This window comes from Candidatus Nitrospira neuquenensis, from assembly GCF_979578155.1.
The window spans coordinates 268273-282657 of record NZ_CEFZDU010000022.1; the positions used below are offsets into that span (position 1 = coordinate 268273).

The following is a 14385-nucleotide window of genomic DNA, read 5'->3' on the forward strand; positions in this document are numbered from 1 at the left end:
TCACGATGTCCCGCCGGCGCCCCGAACGGACCGCGCTGCTCTTGACGCTCCTCCTGAGCCTGGCCGCCGCCGGGCCGGTGGCGATCGCCCAGGCGCCCTCCCCGGCGCTCGAGCCGAGCCACGCGACATCCGCCCGGCCGGGCCGGCCCGAGGCACCCGCCGCGCCGGCCGAGCCCAACGGCGGCGAGACCGGCCGGGCCCTCAACGAGGCCGACGAGCCGGGCCCGGGGCAGGAGGACCGCCTCGTGGTCCTGCCGACGATCGAGCGGCCCGGCACCAGGATCTTCCTCAGCTCCTTCAAGCTGCCCGACAAGCTGGAGTTCGCCGGCCAGCCCGTCCCCCTCGACAACTGGCAGGTGCGCGAGCGGGTCGAGTACGAGTTCTACCAGTTCCTCGCGGACGAGGGCGACAGCATCATCATGGCCAAGCGCACCGGCCGCTGCTTCCCCCCCGTCGAGAAGCAGCTCGCCGAGGCCGGGCTTCCCGACGACCTCAAGTACATGCTCCTCGTCGAGAGCAAGTGCATCATGGCCGCCTTCTCCCGCGCCAAGGCCTCGGGCCCCTGGCAGTTCATCGGCTCCACGGGCAAGCGCTACCGCCTGCGCAGCAACCACTGGCGCGACGACCGCCGGAACCTGGAGATGTCCACGGAGGCCGCGATCAAGTACCTCCGCGCGCTCGAGCAGGAGTTCGGCGACTGGTTCCTGGCCATGGCGGCCTACAACGCGGGCGAGGACCGGATTCGGAAGCTGATGAAGGAGCAGCGGGTCAACGACTACTGGAAGCTCTACTCCGTGCGCGAGACGATGCGCTACGTGCCCCGGATCGTCGCCGCCAAGGAAATCTACTCGCAGACGAAGAAATACATCGGCCTGAGCAAGGAAGAAGTCTACGCCCCGGTGGACATCGAGACCGTCACCGTCACGGTCAAGGAGCCGCAGCGTCACCTGGCCCTGATCGCCGAGGAGTTCGGCACCTATTTCCTGGAGGTCAAGATGCTGAACCCGGAGATCCGGAAGGAGTACCTCCCCAAGGGCACGCACCAGATCCGGGTGCCCCGGCAGACCTGCCCGTCGAAGTGCTTCAAGCAGGGGAAGTAGTCGTCCCCTCATGCAGGTTCGGTTCCCCGACGCCCGTATCCGAAGCCTCCTCCCGCGACTGCTGACCCCCGCCCTGACCGCGGTGGACCCGGCGGCGGCGCTCCGCCGGCACGTCCGGCGGCGCGGGTCTGTCCTGCAGGTCGGGGCGCGACGCTACGACCTCGACCGGCGGCGGCGGATCGTCGCGGTCGGCGCCGGCAAGGCCTCCGCCCGCATGGGCGCGGCGCTGGAGGCCATCCTGGGCGCCAGGCTGGACTCGGGCCTGCTCGTCGTCAAGTACGGGCATGGGGCGGCCACGAAGCGGCTCACGGTTCTCGAAGCCGGCCATCCCGTCCCCGACCGGGCCGGGGAAGCGGCGGCGGCCCGGCTGCTCGCCGTCGTCCGGAGCCTCGGTCCCCGCGACCTGCTCTTCGTGCTCCTCTCCGGCGGCGCCTCCAGCCTGCTCCCCGCGCCGGCGCCGGGCCTCACGCTCGCGGACAAGCAGCGCGCCTCCGCCCTGCTGCTCGGCTGCGGCGCGGGCATCCGCGAGATCAACACGGTCCGCAAGCACCTCTCGGCGATCAAGGGCGGCCGGCTGGCCGCGGCCTGCCGGGCCCCCATCGTCACGCTGACGCTCTCCGACGTGCTCGGCGACGACCTGGCGGCCATCGGCTCCGGCCCGACCGCGCCCGACCCCACGACCTTCGCCGAGGCCTGCGCCATCCTGCGGCGCTACGGCCTCTGGCGCCGGGTCCCCGCCTCCGTGCGGCGGCACCTCCTGGCCGGGCTCGCCGGCCGGATCGCGGAGAGCCCGAAGCCGGGCGCCCGGCTCTTCGCCCGAGTCCAGCACCAGCTCATCGGCAACAACCGCCAGGCGGTCGCGGCGGCGGCGGCCGCGGCGCGGCGGGCCGGGCTCAACCCCCTGGTCCTCACCACGACCTTGACCGGCGAGGCCCGGGAGGCCGCGCGCGCCTTCGGCGCCGTCGCGCGCGAGATCGTCGCCTCGGGCCGGCCGGTGACGCCGCCCTGCTGCGTCCTGGCCGGCGGCGAGCTCACGGTCACGCTCCGGGGGCGGGGCCGCGGTGGACGCGCCCAGGAGTTCGCCCTGGCGGCAGCGCGCGAGATCGCCGGCCTGCCGCGCCTGTGGATCGCCGCCCTCAGCACCGACGGCACGGACGGCCCGACCGACGCGGCGGGCGCCGTGGTGGACGGCCGGAGCGCGGCGCGCGGCGCCCGCGCCGGGCTGGATGCGGGGACGGCGCTCGCGCGCAACGACGCCTACCGCTTCTTCGCGAAGGCCGGGGGGCTCATCGTCACCGGCCCGACGGGCACCAACGTCAACGACCTGTACCTGCTGATCGCGCGGTAGCCTTCACCGCGGAGCCGACGGCCTCTTCGCCAGGTCCCATGTCCGACCCCTACGTGATCCCGCTGGCGGCCTGCTCCGAGCGCTCGCTCGTCGGCGGCAAGGCGGCCGGCCTGGGGCGGCTCATCGGGGCGGGCTACCGTGTCCCTCCCGGTCTTTGCCTCACGACCGCGGCCTATCGCGAGGCCCTGCGGGCGGCGGGGGCGGAGCCGGGGGCGCCGCCGGAAAGCCCCATGATTCCCCTCCCGCCGACGATCCTCCAGGCGCTCGACCGCGCCATGGACCGGCTGGAAGAAGAAGCGCGCGCGGCGGGTGTCGATCCGCGTCTCTGGGCCGTGCGGTCCTCCGCGACGGAGGAGGACGGGGAGGGGGCGACGTTCGGCGGACTCTTCCGTACGCTCCTCGCGGTGCCCCGCCCGCGCCTGGCGGAGGCGATCGCCCGATGCTGGGCGTCGCTCTGCTCCCCGGAGGTTCAGGCCTACCGCGCCAGGCGGCCGCCCGCGCGACACCCGCCCGCCATGGCGGTCGTCATCCAGCCGCTGCTCGCGCCCCGCGCCGCGGGCGTCGCCTACTCGCGTGATCCCTTGACGGGCGCGCCGCGGGTGGCCGTCGTGAACGCGGTCCGCGGGCTGGCCGAGCCGCTGGTCGCCGGCCTCGTCACCCCGGAGCAGGCCCTGTTGACCGAGGAGGGCGGGCGCGTGACGCTGGCGGAGCGCGAGCCTGGCCGGCAGGGCTTCGTCCGCCTCGCCACGGCGGAGGGCCTGATCGACCGGCCGCTCGCGCCGGAGGAACGGAGCGGGCCGGCGCTCACGGACGAGGAGGCGATCGCGCTCGCCCGCCTGGCCTGGGACGTGGAGCGGACGTTGGGGCGGCCGGCGGACATCGAGTGGGCGCTGGACCCTCGCGGCCTCTGGCTGCTGCAGGCGCGCGGCATCCCCGCGCTGAAGGCCGGTCGCGGCGGCCCCACCCTCTGGTCGCGCGCGAACTTCAAGGAAACCCTGCCCGAGCTGCCCAGCCCGCTCGCCCTCTCGTTCTTAGACTCGTTCATGGAGCACGCCATCCTGCGCCATTACCGGGAGGCGGGCTGCGAGGTGCCGGAGGGTCGGCCCTCGGTGCAGGTCGTCCACGGCCGGCCCTACATCAACGTCACGCTCTTTCAGGACATCGTGGGCCAGCTCCGCGGCGATCCGAGCCTCGTCACGGAGCAGATGGGCGGGGAGGCCGGTCCGCTCCCGGCGGCGAGGCCGCTGCCCTGGCCCCGGCTCGTCCGCGCGCACCTGGTGCTCGGCGCGAAGGTCCTCGCCGCCGCGCGGCGCGCGCCCGCCTGGTTCGCGGAGCTGCGCCGGATGGGCGAGGAGGAGGTCCGCCTCGCGACGACCGGGACGGACGCGGCGATCGGCGAGGCGGCGCTGCTGGACCGGATCGAACGGCTCCACCGGCGCGTGCTCGAGGGCGACCTGACCTTCGGGATCGTGGGGGGCGTCTCCCGCGACCTCTACCTCCTCGGCCTGGTCCTCTCGCGGCGGCTCCCCGACGGCTGGCGCCCCCTCCTGAACGCCGCGACGCGCGGCCTGGGCACCATCATCAGCGCGCAGCAGATCCTGGGGCTCGCGGACCTGGCCCGGGTCGCGCGCGACGAGCCGGCCGCCCGCCGGTTCTTCCTCGAAGGCCGCTGGGAGCCGGCGGCCTACCGCTCGCGCCTGGCCGGCACGAAGTTTCTGGAGGGCTTCGACCGGTACCTGGCCGACTACGGCCACCGGGCGATCGGCGAGTCCGACATCATGATGCCGCGGTTCGCCGAGATGCCGGACTATCTCCTCGGCGTGGTCCGCGGCCACCTGGAGGCGGGGATCGGCCCGACCGAGGCGGACCGACGGGAGCGGCAGGAGGCGGCCAGGCGGGAGGCGCTCGACCGCATCCGCCGCGCCTTCGGCCGGCGCCGGCACGAGTGGCTCTGGTTCCGCTGGTGGTACCGCTCGCTCTGCCGCTATCTCTCGCTGCGCGAGGCGAACCGCCACCATCAGATGTACTACCAGGCCTGCAGCCGGCGGGTCCTCCTGACGCTCGGAGCGCGGCTCGTCCAGGCCGGCCGATTGGGGTCCGCCGAGGACCTCTTCTTCCTCACGGCGGAGGAGATCAGGGCGCTGGTCCTGGGCCGCGCGCCGGAGCGGGGCGGGACCTGGCGCGGGCTGGTGGCGGCGCGCCGCGCCGAGCGGGAGGCCCACGCCGCGAGGCCCGCGCCCGATACCCTCGCCCGGCGGCCCGACCGGTCCGCCGCGCCCTCCGCGTCACCGCCCGGCGACGAGTGCCTGACGGGGCTCCCGATCAGCTCGGGCACGGCGGAGGGACCGATCCGCCTCGTCGCGACGCCGGAGGATGCCCGGCGCGTCCGGCCCGGGGACATCCTGCTGGTGCCGGTCATCGACCCGGGCCTGGCGCCGCTGCTCGGCCTCGCGGCGGGGCTGATCGCGGACATGGGGGGCACGCTCTCCCACGGGGCGATCATCGCGCGGGAGTACGGCCTGCCGGCCGTCGCCAATGTGGCCGGCGCGACCGGTCGCCTCAAGGACGGCGAGCGCGTCCGGGTGGACGCCGACCGGGGGCTCGTCACGCGGCTCGGCCGGCCGGGGAGGGGTGCGGGCTAGTCGAGGTGATAGGGCACGTCGAGGACGATCGTCCGGTACTTGAAGAGCAGCGCGCCCTTGATGAGGAGCGCCCGCTGGTTGTGCAGCAGGGTCTGCCACCAGCGCCCGGGGATCACCTCGGGGAGCACCACCGTCACCCACCCGCCCAGGTTCTGCTGCCGCACCTGCTCGACGTACTGGAGCAGGGGGACCAGGATCGAGCGATAGGGCGAGGGGATCACGATCAACGGGACGCCACGCCCCCACTTTCCCCACTGGGCCTTCACCTCGGCCGTCGCCGCCGGGTCGGTGTCCACGAAGACCGCGCGCAGGTCCGGCTGCTCCACGTTGTCGAGCACGTAGTCCAGCGCGAGGACCACCGCCCGGTTCACCCCCCCGATCGGCATGACGTAGACGGCCCGGCGGGGCGTGGGGAGCCGGGAATACTGGCTCAGCGAGAGCGCCCACTCCGCGTCCGCATAGTGGTGCCGGATGGCGCGGAACATCGCGATCAGCAGCGGGATCAGCAGGATGACCGCCCAGGCGCCGTGCACGAACTTGGTGGTCGCGATGACGAGCGTGGCCAGCCCCGTCGCCACGCAGCCGGCCAGGTTGACGGCGAGGGCCTTCCTGGCGCCGCGCGCCCGCTCGAAGCGCCAGGCCGCCCGCCAGTACTGGACCATGCCGGCCTGCGACAGCGTGAAGGACAGGAACACGCCGATCGCGTAGAGCGGGATCAGCGCGTGGGTGTCCCCCCGGAACAACAGGAGCAGGAGCGCGGCGAAGGCGCCCAGCAGCACGATCCCGTTGGAGAAAACCAGCTTGTCGCCGAGGTCGCTCATCTGGTGGGGCAGGAAGCCGTCCTTGGCGAGCAGCGAGGCCAGGCGCGGGAAGCCGGCGAAGCTTCCGTTCGCGGCGAGAAAGAGGATGCCCAACGTCGTGGCCTGCAGGTAATAGTACAGCGGCCCCTCGCCGAACACGGCGCGGCCGAGCTGGGACACCACGGTCTCGTGGTCGCTCGGCCGGACGGCGTAAGCGTCGGCCAGGCCGCTGATGCCCATGAACAGCGTGCCCAGGATGGCGGCCATCCAGACCATCGTGACGGCGGCGTTGTGCGCGGCCGGCTTCCGGAAGGCGGCCACGCCGTTGGAGATGACCTCAAGCCCCGTCAGCGCGGTACAGCCGGAGGAGAAGGCCCGGAGCAGCAGGAACAGCGTGAGCCCGCCGGTCGCGGCATCCAGGGAGACGGGCGGCGTGGCGACCGGCGCCGCCCCGCCGACCACCAGGCGCCCGACTCCCCCGAGGAGGAGGAGGCCCATGGCCCCGATGAACAGGTAGGTGGGCACGGCGAAGACCTTGCCCGATTCCCGCACGCCGCGCAGGTTGGCGTAGGTCAGGAGCGCGATCACCAACACGCCCAACCCGACGCGGTGCTCCAGGAGGGACGGGACCGCCGACGTCAGCGCCGCGATCCCGGCGGCGACGCTCACCGCGACGGTCAGCACATAGTCGATGAGGAGCGAGGCGGCCGCGGCTAGGCTCCAGGTGACGCCCAGGTTGGCCTTGGATACGGTGTAGGCGCCGCCGCCGCCCGGATAGGCGTGGATGATCTGCCGATAGGAGGCGGTGAGGATCGCGAGCAGAAGGACGATCGCCAGGCTCACCCCGATCGAGGCGTGCAGGGCGGCCGCGCCGGCGAGGATCAGGACCAGCAGGATTTCCTCCGTCGCGTAGGCCACGGAGGAGAGCGCGTCGGAGGAGAAGACGGCGAGGGCGACGGGTTTGGACAGCCGTTCGTCCGCCGCTTGGGCGGTCGCGAGCGGATGTCCCAGGAGCCACTGCTTGATCGGCATCGAGTCGGTCCGCGTTCCCGGGCGGCAGCGGGCTCCCCTCCCGCGGGCGCGTCCGCCGACGGACCGGCCCAGTTTACGGCGAGCGGGCCGGAAACGCAACGGCCGCGGCGCGCTCAGGGCAGGGGCTGTCCGGCCCAGCCGGGCCGGGAAGCGAAGCCCGGCCCGTAGCGGTCGTACAGCTCGAAGAACTGGAACGCCTTGCAGTCGGTCAGCACCTCCGCGGCCTCCTGGAGGTACCGCTCGAACGTGTACTCGAACCGCACGCCCTGCCCGCCGACCATCGTCACGACCCGCCGCGCCCGGTCGATCTGCGCCTCCTGGTGGAAGACATAGCGGTAGTAGGGGCTCTCCGGGCCGCCGATGTGTTTGAGGAACTGCGCCCAGGTCGGCGGCTTGTCCATGGTCAGGCGCTGCCGGATGCTCACGCCGGTCACGGGCCCGTAGGGCTCGAAGAAGTCCTTGAACATCGTGTCCACCCAGCGATGCTCGTCGGCGATGTGGTGGATGGCCTGGTGGAAGGCGACCAGCGTGTGGGTTTCCCATCGCGAGCCCGGCGCCCAGTGGAAAATCACGCCGTCGGCCGGGCCGTCCCAGTCGGTCCCGCCCACCTGCTCGACCTGGTGCTCGAGGATCTTGTTGGCCCAGACCCAGTGGAGGAAATCGAGGAAGCGCGGATCGCCGGGCTTGAGGGTCAGCGCCTCCGTGCTGAGCGGGGTTGTGGGGTTATAGCTGGTCCGAACCTCCCGGCAGCGCGCTTCCCACTGCGCGTCGGTCCAGGCGGCGGCGCTCAAGGGAAAGCCGGAGGCGCCGGCGGGCCAGCCGGCCAGGCAGGCCAGGACGCCGACGCTTCCCACCCAGACCGGCGCTCTCATCGGGTTCCTCCTGTAAGTCGGCCGGCTATTCTAGCCATTCCCGACCGCCAAGCCAAACACCATTTCTTGACGAGCCGGCGGGATTCCCGTACCCTGGGCCAACCCGGCCGGGCGCCGACGCGCGCGGCGGCCGCGGGGCCGGTGGAGGTGGAATCGAGGAGGGGGCGATGGCGGAGCCGACCTGGTGGTTCGCCGGGCTGCTGGCCGGTCTGGCCGTCGGCGCGCTGCTCGCCGGCCTCTGGACGGCCGCCCGCCTCCGGGCCCGGACCCAGGCCCGTCTGATAGAGGCGGCCGAGCGCGCGCAGCGGGCCGAGGCCGCGGCCGACGAGCTCCGCAAGCAGATGGACACGGAGCGGGCGGAGGCCGCGCGGTTGCGCGGCGCCCTGACCGACGCGCTGCAAGCCCGCGCGGTCGCGGAGACGCGCGGCGAGGCCGCGCTCGCGAGCCTTGAGGAGCAGAAGGCGTTGCTCGCGCAGGCCAGGCAGGAGCTCGCCGACGCCTTCAAGGCCCTCTCGGCCGACGCGCTCAAGAGCAACAACGAGACGTTCCTGGAACTGGCGCGCACCGCCTTCCAGCGGCTGCAGTCGGAGGCCCAGAGCGAGCTGGCCCGACGGCACCAGGCCGTGGACGAGGCCGTGCGTCCGCTCCACGAGGCGCTCAAGCGGTACGAGGAGCAGGTGGCGCAACTGGAGCGGTCGCGCCAGTCGGCCTACGGCGGGCTCGACCAGCATCTCCGGCTCCTGGCCGAATCGCACCAGCGCCTGCAGCAGGAAACGGGCAACCTCGTCAAGGCGCTCCGCTCCCCCACCGTCCGCGGGCAGTGGGGCGAGCTCACGCTGAAGCGGGCGGTGGAGCTGGCCGGCTTGGTCGAGCACTGCGACTTCGTCGAGCAGGAATCCGTCGAGACCGAGGAGGGCCGCCAGCGCCCCGACATGCTGGTGCAACTCCCCAACGGCCACCAGATCGTCGTGGACGCCAAGGCCGTGCTGGCCGCCTACCTGGACGCGCACGAGGCGCCGGACGAGGCCCAGCGGCACGCCGCGCTCAAGCGGCACGCCGCGCAGATCCGCTCGCGCGTGGAGCAGCTCGGCGCGAAGGCCTACTGGGCGCAGTTTCCGAAGACCCCCGAGTTCGTCGTCCTCTTCCTGCCCGGCGAGCAGTTCCTCGGCGCCGCCCTGGAGCAGGACCCCACGTTGATCGAGGACGGGTTCGCGCGGGGCGTCGTGCTGGCGACCCCCACGACCCTGATCGCGCTGCTCCGCGCCGTGGCCTACGGCTGGCGGCAGGAGCGGCTGAGCCGACACGCGCAGGAGGCGGGCCGGCTGGGCAAGGAGCTGTTCGAGCGGATGGCCGTCCTGGCGGAGCACCTGGCGGACGTGGGACAGACGCTGGGCAAGAGCGTGCAGTCGTACAACAAGGCCGTCGGCTCGCTGGAGGCCCGCGTGCTGCCGGCGGCCCGGAAGTTCAAGGAGCTGGGCATCTCCACGGAGAAGGACCTGCCGGTGCTCGAGCCGGTGGAGACGACCCCCCGGGCCCTGCCGCCCGTGGAGACGGGATGAAGGGAGGCGGCGGCATGACGGACGCGCAGCGGATGGTCGCGGAGTTCCACCGGACGTTCGACATCGCCGTCGCGCCGGAGCCGACGGTGCCCGACGAGGCGACGCGCCGGCTCCGCGAGCGGCTGATCGCCGAGGAGTTCGAGGAGCTCCGGGAGGCGCTCGCGCAGAAGGACCTGCCGGCCGTGGCGAAGGAGCTGGCGGACCTGCTCTATGTCGTCTACGGCACCGCCGTGTCCTGCGGCATCGACATGGAGCCGGTGTTCCGCGAGGTCCACCGGTCGAACATGAGCAAGGTCGGCGGGCACAAGCGGGCCGACGGCAAGTGGGTCAAGCCCGCCTCCTACTCGCCCGCCGCCGTCGCGCCGATCCTGCAGGCGCAGCGGCTGGGCAAGAGGGCCCCGGGCGCCGGCGCGCTCGCGGATGAGCGCGCCTGATGCAGCCGCGCTGCCCCCACTGCGGCAAGGACTACACCCGCCGCACCCGGCGCGAAGGGCTGCTGGAGCAGATCGCGAGCGTCGTCTACGTCTATCCGTTCCGGTGTCAGCTCTGCAGGCACCGCTTCCGGGTCTTCGAGTTCGGCAGACGCTACGAGCGGGGGCCGGCGGACAAGCGCGAGTACGACCGCCTGCCGACCTGGATCCCGGCGACCCTGTCGGCCGACGCGCTGGAAGACACGGGCGTGATCACCGACCTCTCGATCGCCGGCTGCGCCGTGCAGACCGGCGCGAAGCCGGAGCCGGGGGCCTTGATTCAGCTCAGCCTGCGCGTGTCGGAGTCGGCCCTGCCCATCGTCGTGGAGGCCGCCGTCGTCCGGGCGGTCCACCCGGCCGGGCTGGGGCTCCAGTTCCTGCGGATCAGCGCGGAGGACAAGGAGCGCCTGAGCCGGCAGCTCCAGGAGCTGTACGCGGCTCACCGGCGCAAGCCGGCCTGAGCGGACGCCCCCGCCGATCGGCCGCTCACCAGCAGGTTGTCGATCAGCCGCACCCCACCGAGCCGGACCGCTCCCAGCAGGACCACGCGGCCGCGCACCCGCCGCAGCGGCTCCAGCGTCTGGGCATCACACACCGCTAGGTACTCCTCCCGCGCCAGCGGCTCCCCCGCGACGATGCGGCGCATGGCCGCCCGAACGCGCGCGGCCGAGGTCGTGCCCCCGCGGATCGCGGCCTCGCCGGCGCGCAGGGCCCGGTAGAGCACCGGCGCGGCGCGGCGTTGCTCCGGCGTGAGGTACCCGTTCCGCGAGCTCAGGGCCAGGCCGTCCGCCTCCCGGACGGTCGGGCAGACGACGATCCGCACGCCCAGGTTCAGGTCCGCAGCCAGCCGCCGCACGATCGCCGCCTGCTGAAAATCCTTCCGGCCGAAAAAGGCGCGCTCCGGCCTGATCAGGCTGAAGAGCTTGGTGATGACCGTCGCGACGCCCTCGAAGTGGCGGGGCCGGGCGGCACCCTCCCACCGCCGGGCGAGGCTCGGGACCGACACCGAGGTCTGATAGCCGGCGGGATAGATCGCCGCGACCGACGGGGCGAAGAGGACGTCCGCCCCCGCGTCGCGGCAGAGCGCGGCATCCTGGCGCAGCCGCCGCGGGTAGCGGGCGAGGTCCTCCCCCGCGCCGAACTGCCGCGGGTTCACGAAGAGGCTGACGACGACCGCGTCGCAGCTCAAGCGCGCGCGCCGGATAAGGGCGCGGTGCCCTTCGTGCAGGGCGCCCATCGTGGGCACCAGGCCGATGACGAGCCCCTCGCGCTGAAGCGCGCGGCTCCAGGTTTCCATGGCCCGGGTCGATCGAACGAGTCGCATCAGGAGGGGGCCTTGGCCCCGCGGGCCGGACGGGCGCCGGAGCGGGAGCCCGGCTGAGGATCGAGCCGGCGGACACAGGCCCGGTCGGCGAGACGGTCGAGGAGTTCGGCGACGGTGCGCCCGAGCGCCGGATGCCGCAGGTCGGGCGCCAGCTCGGCCAGGGGCGCCAGCACGAAGCGCCGGAGATGCAGGCGCGGATGGGGGACGAGGAGCCCGGGCTCTTCGATCACGCGGTCACCGTAGAGGAGCAGGTCGAGGTCCAGCGTGCGGGGGCCGCCGCGGTGGTCGAGGTCGCGGCCCAGGGCCTGCTCGATCTCGCGGCAGACCCCAAGCAGGCTCGCCGGCGTCAGGTCCGTCTCCAGCCGGACGACGCCGTTATAAAACCAACCGGCGCCGGGATCGGTGCCGTCGGCGACCGGCTCCGTCTCGTAGAGCGACGAGACGCCCGTCACCTGCGAGTGCGGGAGCAGGCCGAGGAGCCGCCGCGCCCGGTCGCAATACTCCAACCGGTCGCCGACGTTGGAGCCGAAGCCGATGTAGGCCGTTTCTCTGGTCATGGAAACGCGGGGCCTGCCGTGGCGCACAGCGCCGACGTGCTCACTTCCCCCTCCCCCGCGGGGAGCCCATCCGACGTTGGCCGTCTTCGTGCCGTTGCGCGCCCCCTCGAAGTCCGACGGTCCCCTTCCCCTTCCGTCGCGCGCGTCGGGGCGCCCGCCCGCCGGCATGCGCCGAAGGCCGCAGGCCGGCTTGTCGCAGCCGCGAATCCGCGATCGCAGCAGAAGCGCTCATGAATCCTGCGGGCGAGTGCCTCCGGCTAGAGTTTGCCGGCTAGAGGCAACCTTTACACGAGTTCGGGCGTCGTCGGCAAGCTGGGTTTCTCAGACAAGCGGAGCCCCAAGCCCGCATGATTCATGGCGGTTCGTGACGAAATCGCGCCGTCGCGCGCGAGACGGGCGCGCGGAGCCGCGAAGAAGGAGGCGGCAACGCGCAGCACGGTGACCGCCCGAGCGGCAAGCCTGCGTTGGCGCCTGGATTTCATCCGCACGTATCTCGAGCGCGACATCCCGCAGCTCGGGCCGCGCATCCCGGCAGAGACGCTGCGGCGGCTGTGGACCATGCTGGCGCATGGCCAGGGGGGCTCCTCAACGCCGCGGCGCTCGCCCGCGCGCTGGAGTTGGCGGTGCGCTGGGCTTACAAGCACGACGCGGGACTCCGCCCCCCTATGAGGACAGTGCCACTGTTAATTTACCTTGCAATCATGGAATGCCATGCCATAATTGCACGGATGATTCCTCGCCGACTCCTGCCCGGGCTCATCGCCGCCCTCGCCGAGGTCCCGGCTGTGGCGTTGCTGGGCCCGCGCCAGGCGGGTAAAACCACGCTGGCGCTCACGGTGGCCGCGACCCGGCTATCGCTCTATCTCGATCTCGAATCCGAGGCCGACCGCGCCAAGCTTGCCGAGCCCGAGCTCTACCTCGCTCAGCATGCGGACAAGCTCGTGATCCTCGACGAGATCCAGCGCGCACCGCAGTTGTTCCAGAGCCTACGCGGGCTGATCGACGGCGGCCGGCGGCGCGGACAGGGTAAGGGCCGGTTCCTCATCCTGGGCTCGGCGTCGATCGATCTGCTCAAGCAGTCGAGCGAATCCCTCGCCGGGCGCATCCGCTACCTGGAACTGTCGCCGCTCGATGCCGGCGAGGTTGGGCGCGAGCGGCTGGATGCGCTGTGGCTGCGCGGTGGCTTTCCCGAAAGCCTGCTGGCGGACAGCGATGCGGCAAGCCTGCGTTGGCGCCTGGATTTCATCCGCACGTATCTGGAGCGCGACATCCCGCAGCTCGGGCCGCGCATCCCGGCAGAAACGCTGCGCCGGCTGTGGACCATGCTGGCGCATGGCCAGGGCGGCCTGCTCAACGCCGCGGCGCTCGCCCGCGCGCTCGCCGTAGACGGCAAGACGGTCGCCCGCTACCTCAATTTGCTCGTGGACCTCTTGCTCGTGCGGCGGCTTGCGCCCTGGCATGGCAACGTGCGCAAGCGCCTGGTGAAGTCGCCCAAGCTCTACGTGCGTGACAGCGGGCTTACGCATGCGTTGCTCGGCATTGCCGACGGCGAGGCGCTGCTCGCCCATCCGGTGTCGGGCGCGAGCTGGGAGGGGATGGCGATCGAGTCGCTGATCGCCGCCGCCCCGCCGAGCACCCAAGCGTATTTCTTCCGCACCGCCGCCGGCGCGGAGATCGACCTATTGCTCGAGCGCCCCGGCGAGCGCCAGCCGTGGGCGATCGAGATCAAGCGCGGGCTGGCGCCGAAGATCGAGCGCGGTTTTCACGCCGCCTGCGAGACGGTCAGGCCGCTCAGGCGCTGTGTCGTCTATGGGGGCGGCGAGCGCTTCCCGCTGGCCGAGGGCGTGGAGGCGTTCCCGCTGACCGAACTGTGTGCGGAGCTCGCGTCGCCATGAGCCAGTTCGCCTTCCTTGAGCGCGAATGGCCAACCGTCTTCGATGCCGCCGCGAAGGCCGAGGCGGCGGTGCAGGCCGATCCGCGCACGGCCTGCTTCTACGCCCGCCGCGCGCTGGAGTTGGCGGTGCGCTGGGTCTTCAAGCACGACGGGGGGCTCAAGCTCCCGTACCAGGACAACCTCTCCGCGCTGATCCACGAGCCGAGCTTCAAGCAGACGGCCGGGGAGGCGGTGTTCAGCAAGGCGCGGGTCATCAATACGCTCGGCAACCGCGCCGTGCACAGCCGCCGGCCGGTGCCTGAACTGGGAGCCGGGGCGGCCGTGGAAATCGCGGGAAAGTAGAACAAGGCCAGCATCTTCCATCCTTGTTAAAAGCAGCCTATCATATGGATTGGTTTTGGACCCCTATGAAAGGCAGCCCATAAGATGGCGGGTAGCACGGAAGCCTCTACGCGGGCAGGTCGGTACATCGCCCAGCCGACGGGCTATCGGGCATTCATCCCGGCGCCGCTGCCGCCGCAGCCGGCCCTCGTGTTGACCGGTGAATTGCAGGGTCTGCTCTCCGCCGCCGATCGCGCGCTGGGGCGGCTCGACGGGTCGGTGCTGACACTGCCGAACCCGGACCTCTTCGTTTTCATGTACGTGCGCAAAGAGGCGGTGCTCTCCAGCCAGATCGAGGGCACGCAGAGCTCGCTGCAGGACCTGCTGGCAGCCGAGGCGCAACTGTTCGATCATGTCAGTAATCATGCCAAATTGACCCCTGTCATCATGTGAAATTGACCCCTCT

At 72.3% G+C, this 14385-nt stretch carries 12 protein-coding genes and 2 pseudogenes; 10 read left to right on the forward strand and 4 right to left on the reverse strand.

Annotated features, from left to right (window positions below):
• The first annotated feature begins 5 nt into the window (after positions 1 to 5).
• The 3 genes from AC1U7O_RS10180 to AC1U7O_RS10190 are packed head-to-tail and all read left to right on the forward strand — an operon-like array spanning position 6 to position 5090.
• Complete coding sequence (locus tag AC1U7O_RS10180) at positions 6 to 1100, forward strand: lytic transglycosylase domain-containing protein (protein ID WP_479894650.1); 1095 nt, start codon at positions 6 to 8, stop codon at positions 1098 to 1100.
• Positions 1101 to 1110: 10 nt separating this feature from the next.
• Positions 1111 to 2448, forward strand: a complete 1338-nt coding sequence (locus AC1U7O_RS10185) for a glycerate kinase type-2 family protein (protein WP_479894651.1) — start codon at positions 1111 to 1113, stop codon at positions 2446 to 2448.
• Positions 2449 to 2486: 38 nt separating this feature from the next.
• Positions 2487 to 5090 carry a PEP/pyruvate-binding domain-containing protein gene (locus AC1U7O_RS10190; RefSeq protein ID WP_479894652.1) on the forward strand — a complete coding sequence of 868 codons (2604 nt, stop codon included), beginning with the start codon at positions 2487 to 2489 and terminating at the stop codon, positions 5088 to 5090.
• On the opposite strand, the gene AC1U7O_RS10195 is transcribed toward AC1U7O_RS10190, so the two are convergent.
• Together AC1U7O_RS10195 and AC1U7O_RS10200 are read right to left on the reverse strand one after the other, a co-directional pair.
• The gene (locus AC1U7O_RS10195) at positions 5087 to 6922 is read right to left on the reverse strand and encodes an APC family permease (protein WP_479894653.1); all 1836 of its coding nucleotides are present in this window, start codon (positions 6920 to 6922) and stop codon (positions 5087 to 5089) included. The two genes, AC1U7O_RS10190 and AC1U7O_RS10195, sit on opposite strands and share 4 nt — an antisense overlap.
• 113 nt (positions 6923 to 7035) lie before the next feature.
• A complete protein-coding gene (locus AC1U7O_RS10200) occupies positions 7036 to 7794 on the reverse strand; it encodes a hypothetical protein (RefSeq protein ID WP_479894654.1) in 759 nt (252 codons plus the stop codon).
• 167 nt (positions 7795 to 7961) lie between these two features.
• Here AC1U7O_RS10200 and AC1U7O_RS10205 point away from each other — a divergent pair, with 167 nt between their 5' ends.
• The 3 genes from AC1U7O_RS10205 to AC1U7O_RS10215 are packed head-to-tail and all read left to right on the forward strand — an operon-like array spanning position 7962 to position 10284.
• Entirely contained in the window at positions 7962 to 9353 is a 1392-nt protein-coding gene (locus AC1U7O_RS10205) for a DNA recombination protein RmuC (RefSeq protein WP_479894655.1), read from the forward strand.
• Positions 9354 to 9367: 14 nt separating this feature from the next.
• Positions 9368 to 9787, forward strand: a complete 420-nt coding sequence (locus AC1U7O_RS10210) for a pyrophosphohydrolase domain-containing protein (RefSeq protein ID WP_479894656.1) — start codon at positions 9368 to 9370, stop codon at positions 9785 to 9787.
• Positions 9787 to 10284, forward strand: coding sequence for a PilZ domain-containing protein (locus AC1U7O_RS10215; RefSeq protein ID WP_479894657.1), 498 nt, complete (start codon positions 9787 to 9789; stop codon positions 10282 to 10284). Before AC1U7O_RS10210 ends, AC1U7O_RS10215 begins: the two co-directional genes overlap by 1 nt.
• Here AC1U7O_RS10215 and panC read toward each other — a convergent pair.
• Positions 10263 to 11147: a pantoate--beta-alanine ligase gene (gene panC, locus AC1U7O_RS10220; protein WP_479894658.1), complete on the reverse strand. Its 885-nt coding sequence runs from the start codon at positions 11145 to 11147 to the stop codon at positions 10263 to 10265. The genes AC1U7O_RS10215 and panC overlap by 22 nt on opposite strands.
• Positions 11147 to 11704 carry a 2-amino-4-hydroxy-6-hydroxymethyldihydropteridine diphosphokinase gene (folK, locus tag AC1U7O_RS10225; protein WP_479894659.1) on the reverse strand — a complete coding sequence of 186 codons (558 nt, stop codon included), beginning with the start codon at positions 11702 to 11704 and terminating at the stop codon, positions 11147 to 11149. Before folK ends, panC begins: the two co-directional genes overlap by 1 nt.
• A gap of 453 nt (positions 11705 to 12157) precedes the next feature.
• Here folK and AC1U7O_RS10230 point away from each other — a divergent pair.
• The 4 genes and pseudogenes from AC1U7O_RS10230 to AC1U7O_RS10245 all read left to right on the forward strand — a co-directional run.
• A pseudogene (locus AC1U7O_RS10230) lies at positions 12158 to 12318 on the forward strand (ATPase); the annotation flags it as partial.
• A 114-nt stretch (positions 12319 to 12432) separates the two neighbouring features.
• The gene (locus tag AC1U7O_RS10235; RefSeq protein ID WP_479894665.1) at positions 12433 to 13599 is read left to right on the forward strand and encodes an ATP-binding protein; all 1167 of its coding nucleotides are present in this window, start codon (positions 12433 to 12435) and stop codon (positions 13597 to 13599) included.
• Positions 13596 to 13940 (forward strand): DUF4145 domain-containing protein, encoded by a 345-nt coding sequence (locus AC1U7O_RS10240; protein WP_479894660.1) that lies wholly within the window; start codon positions 13596 to 13598, stop codon positions 13938 to 13940. The genes AC1U7O_RS10235 and AC1U7O_RS10240 overlap by 4 nt, the downstream gene beginning before the upstream one ends.
• A gap of 84 nt (positions 13941 to 14024) precedes the next feature.
• Positions 14025 to 14330, forward strand: a pseudogene (locus AC1U7O_RS10245) (Fic/DOC family N-terminal domain-containing protein); the annotation flags it as partial.
• Positions 14331 to 14385 lie beyond the last annotated feature (55 nt).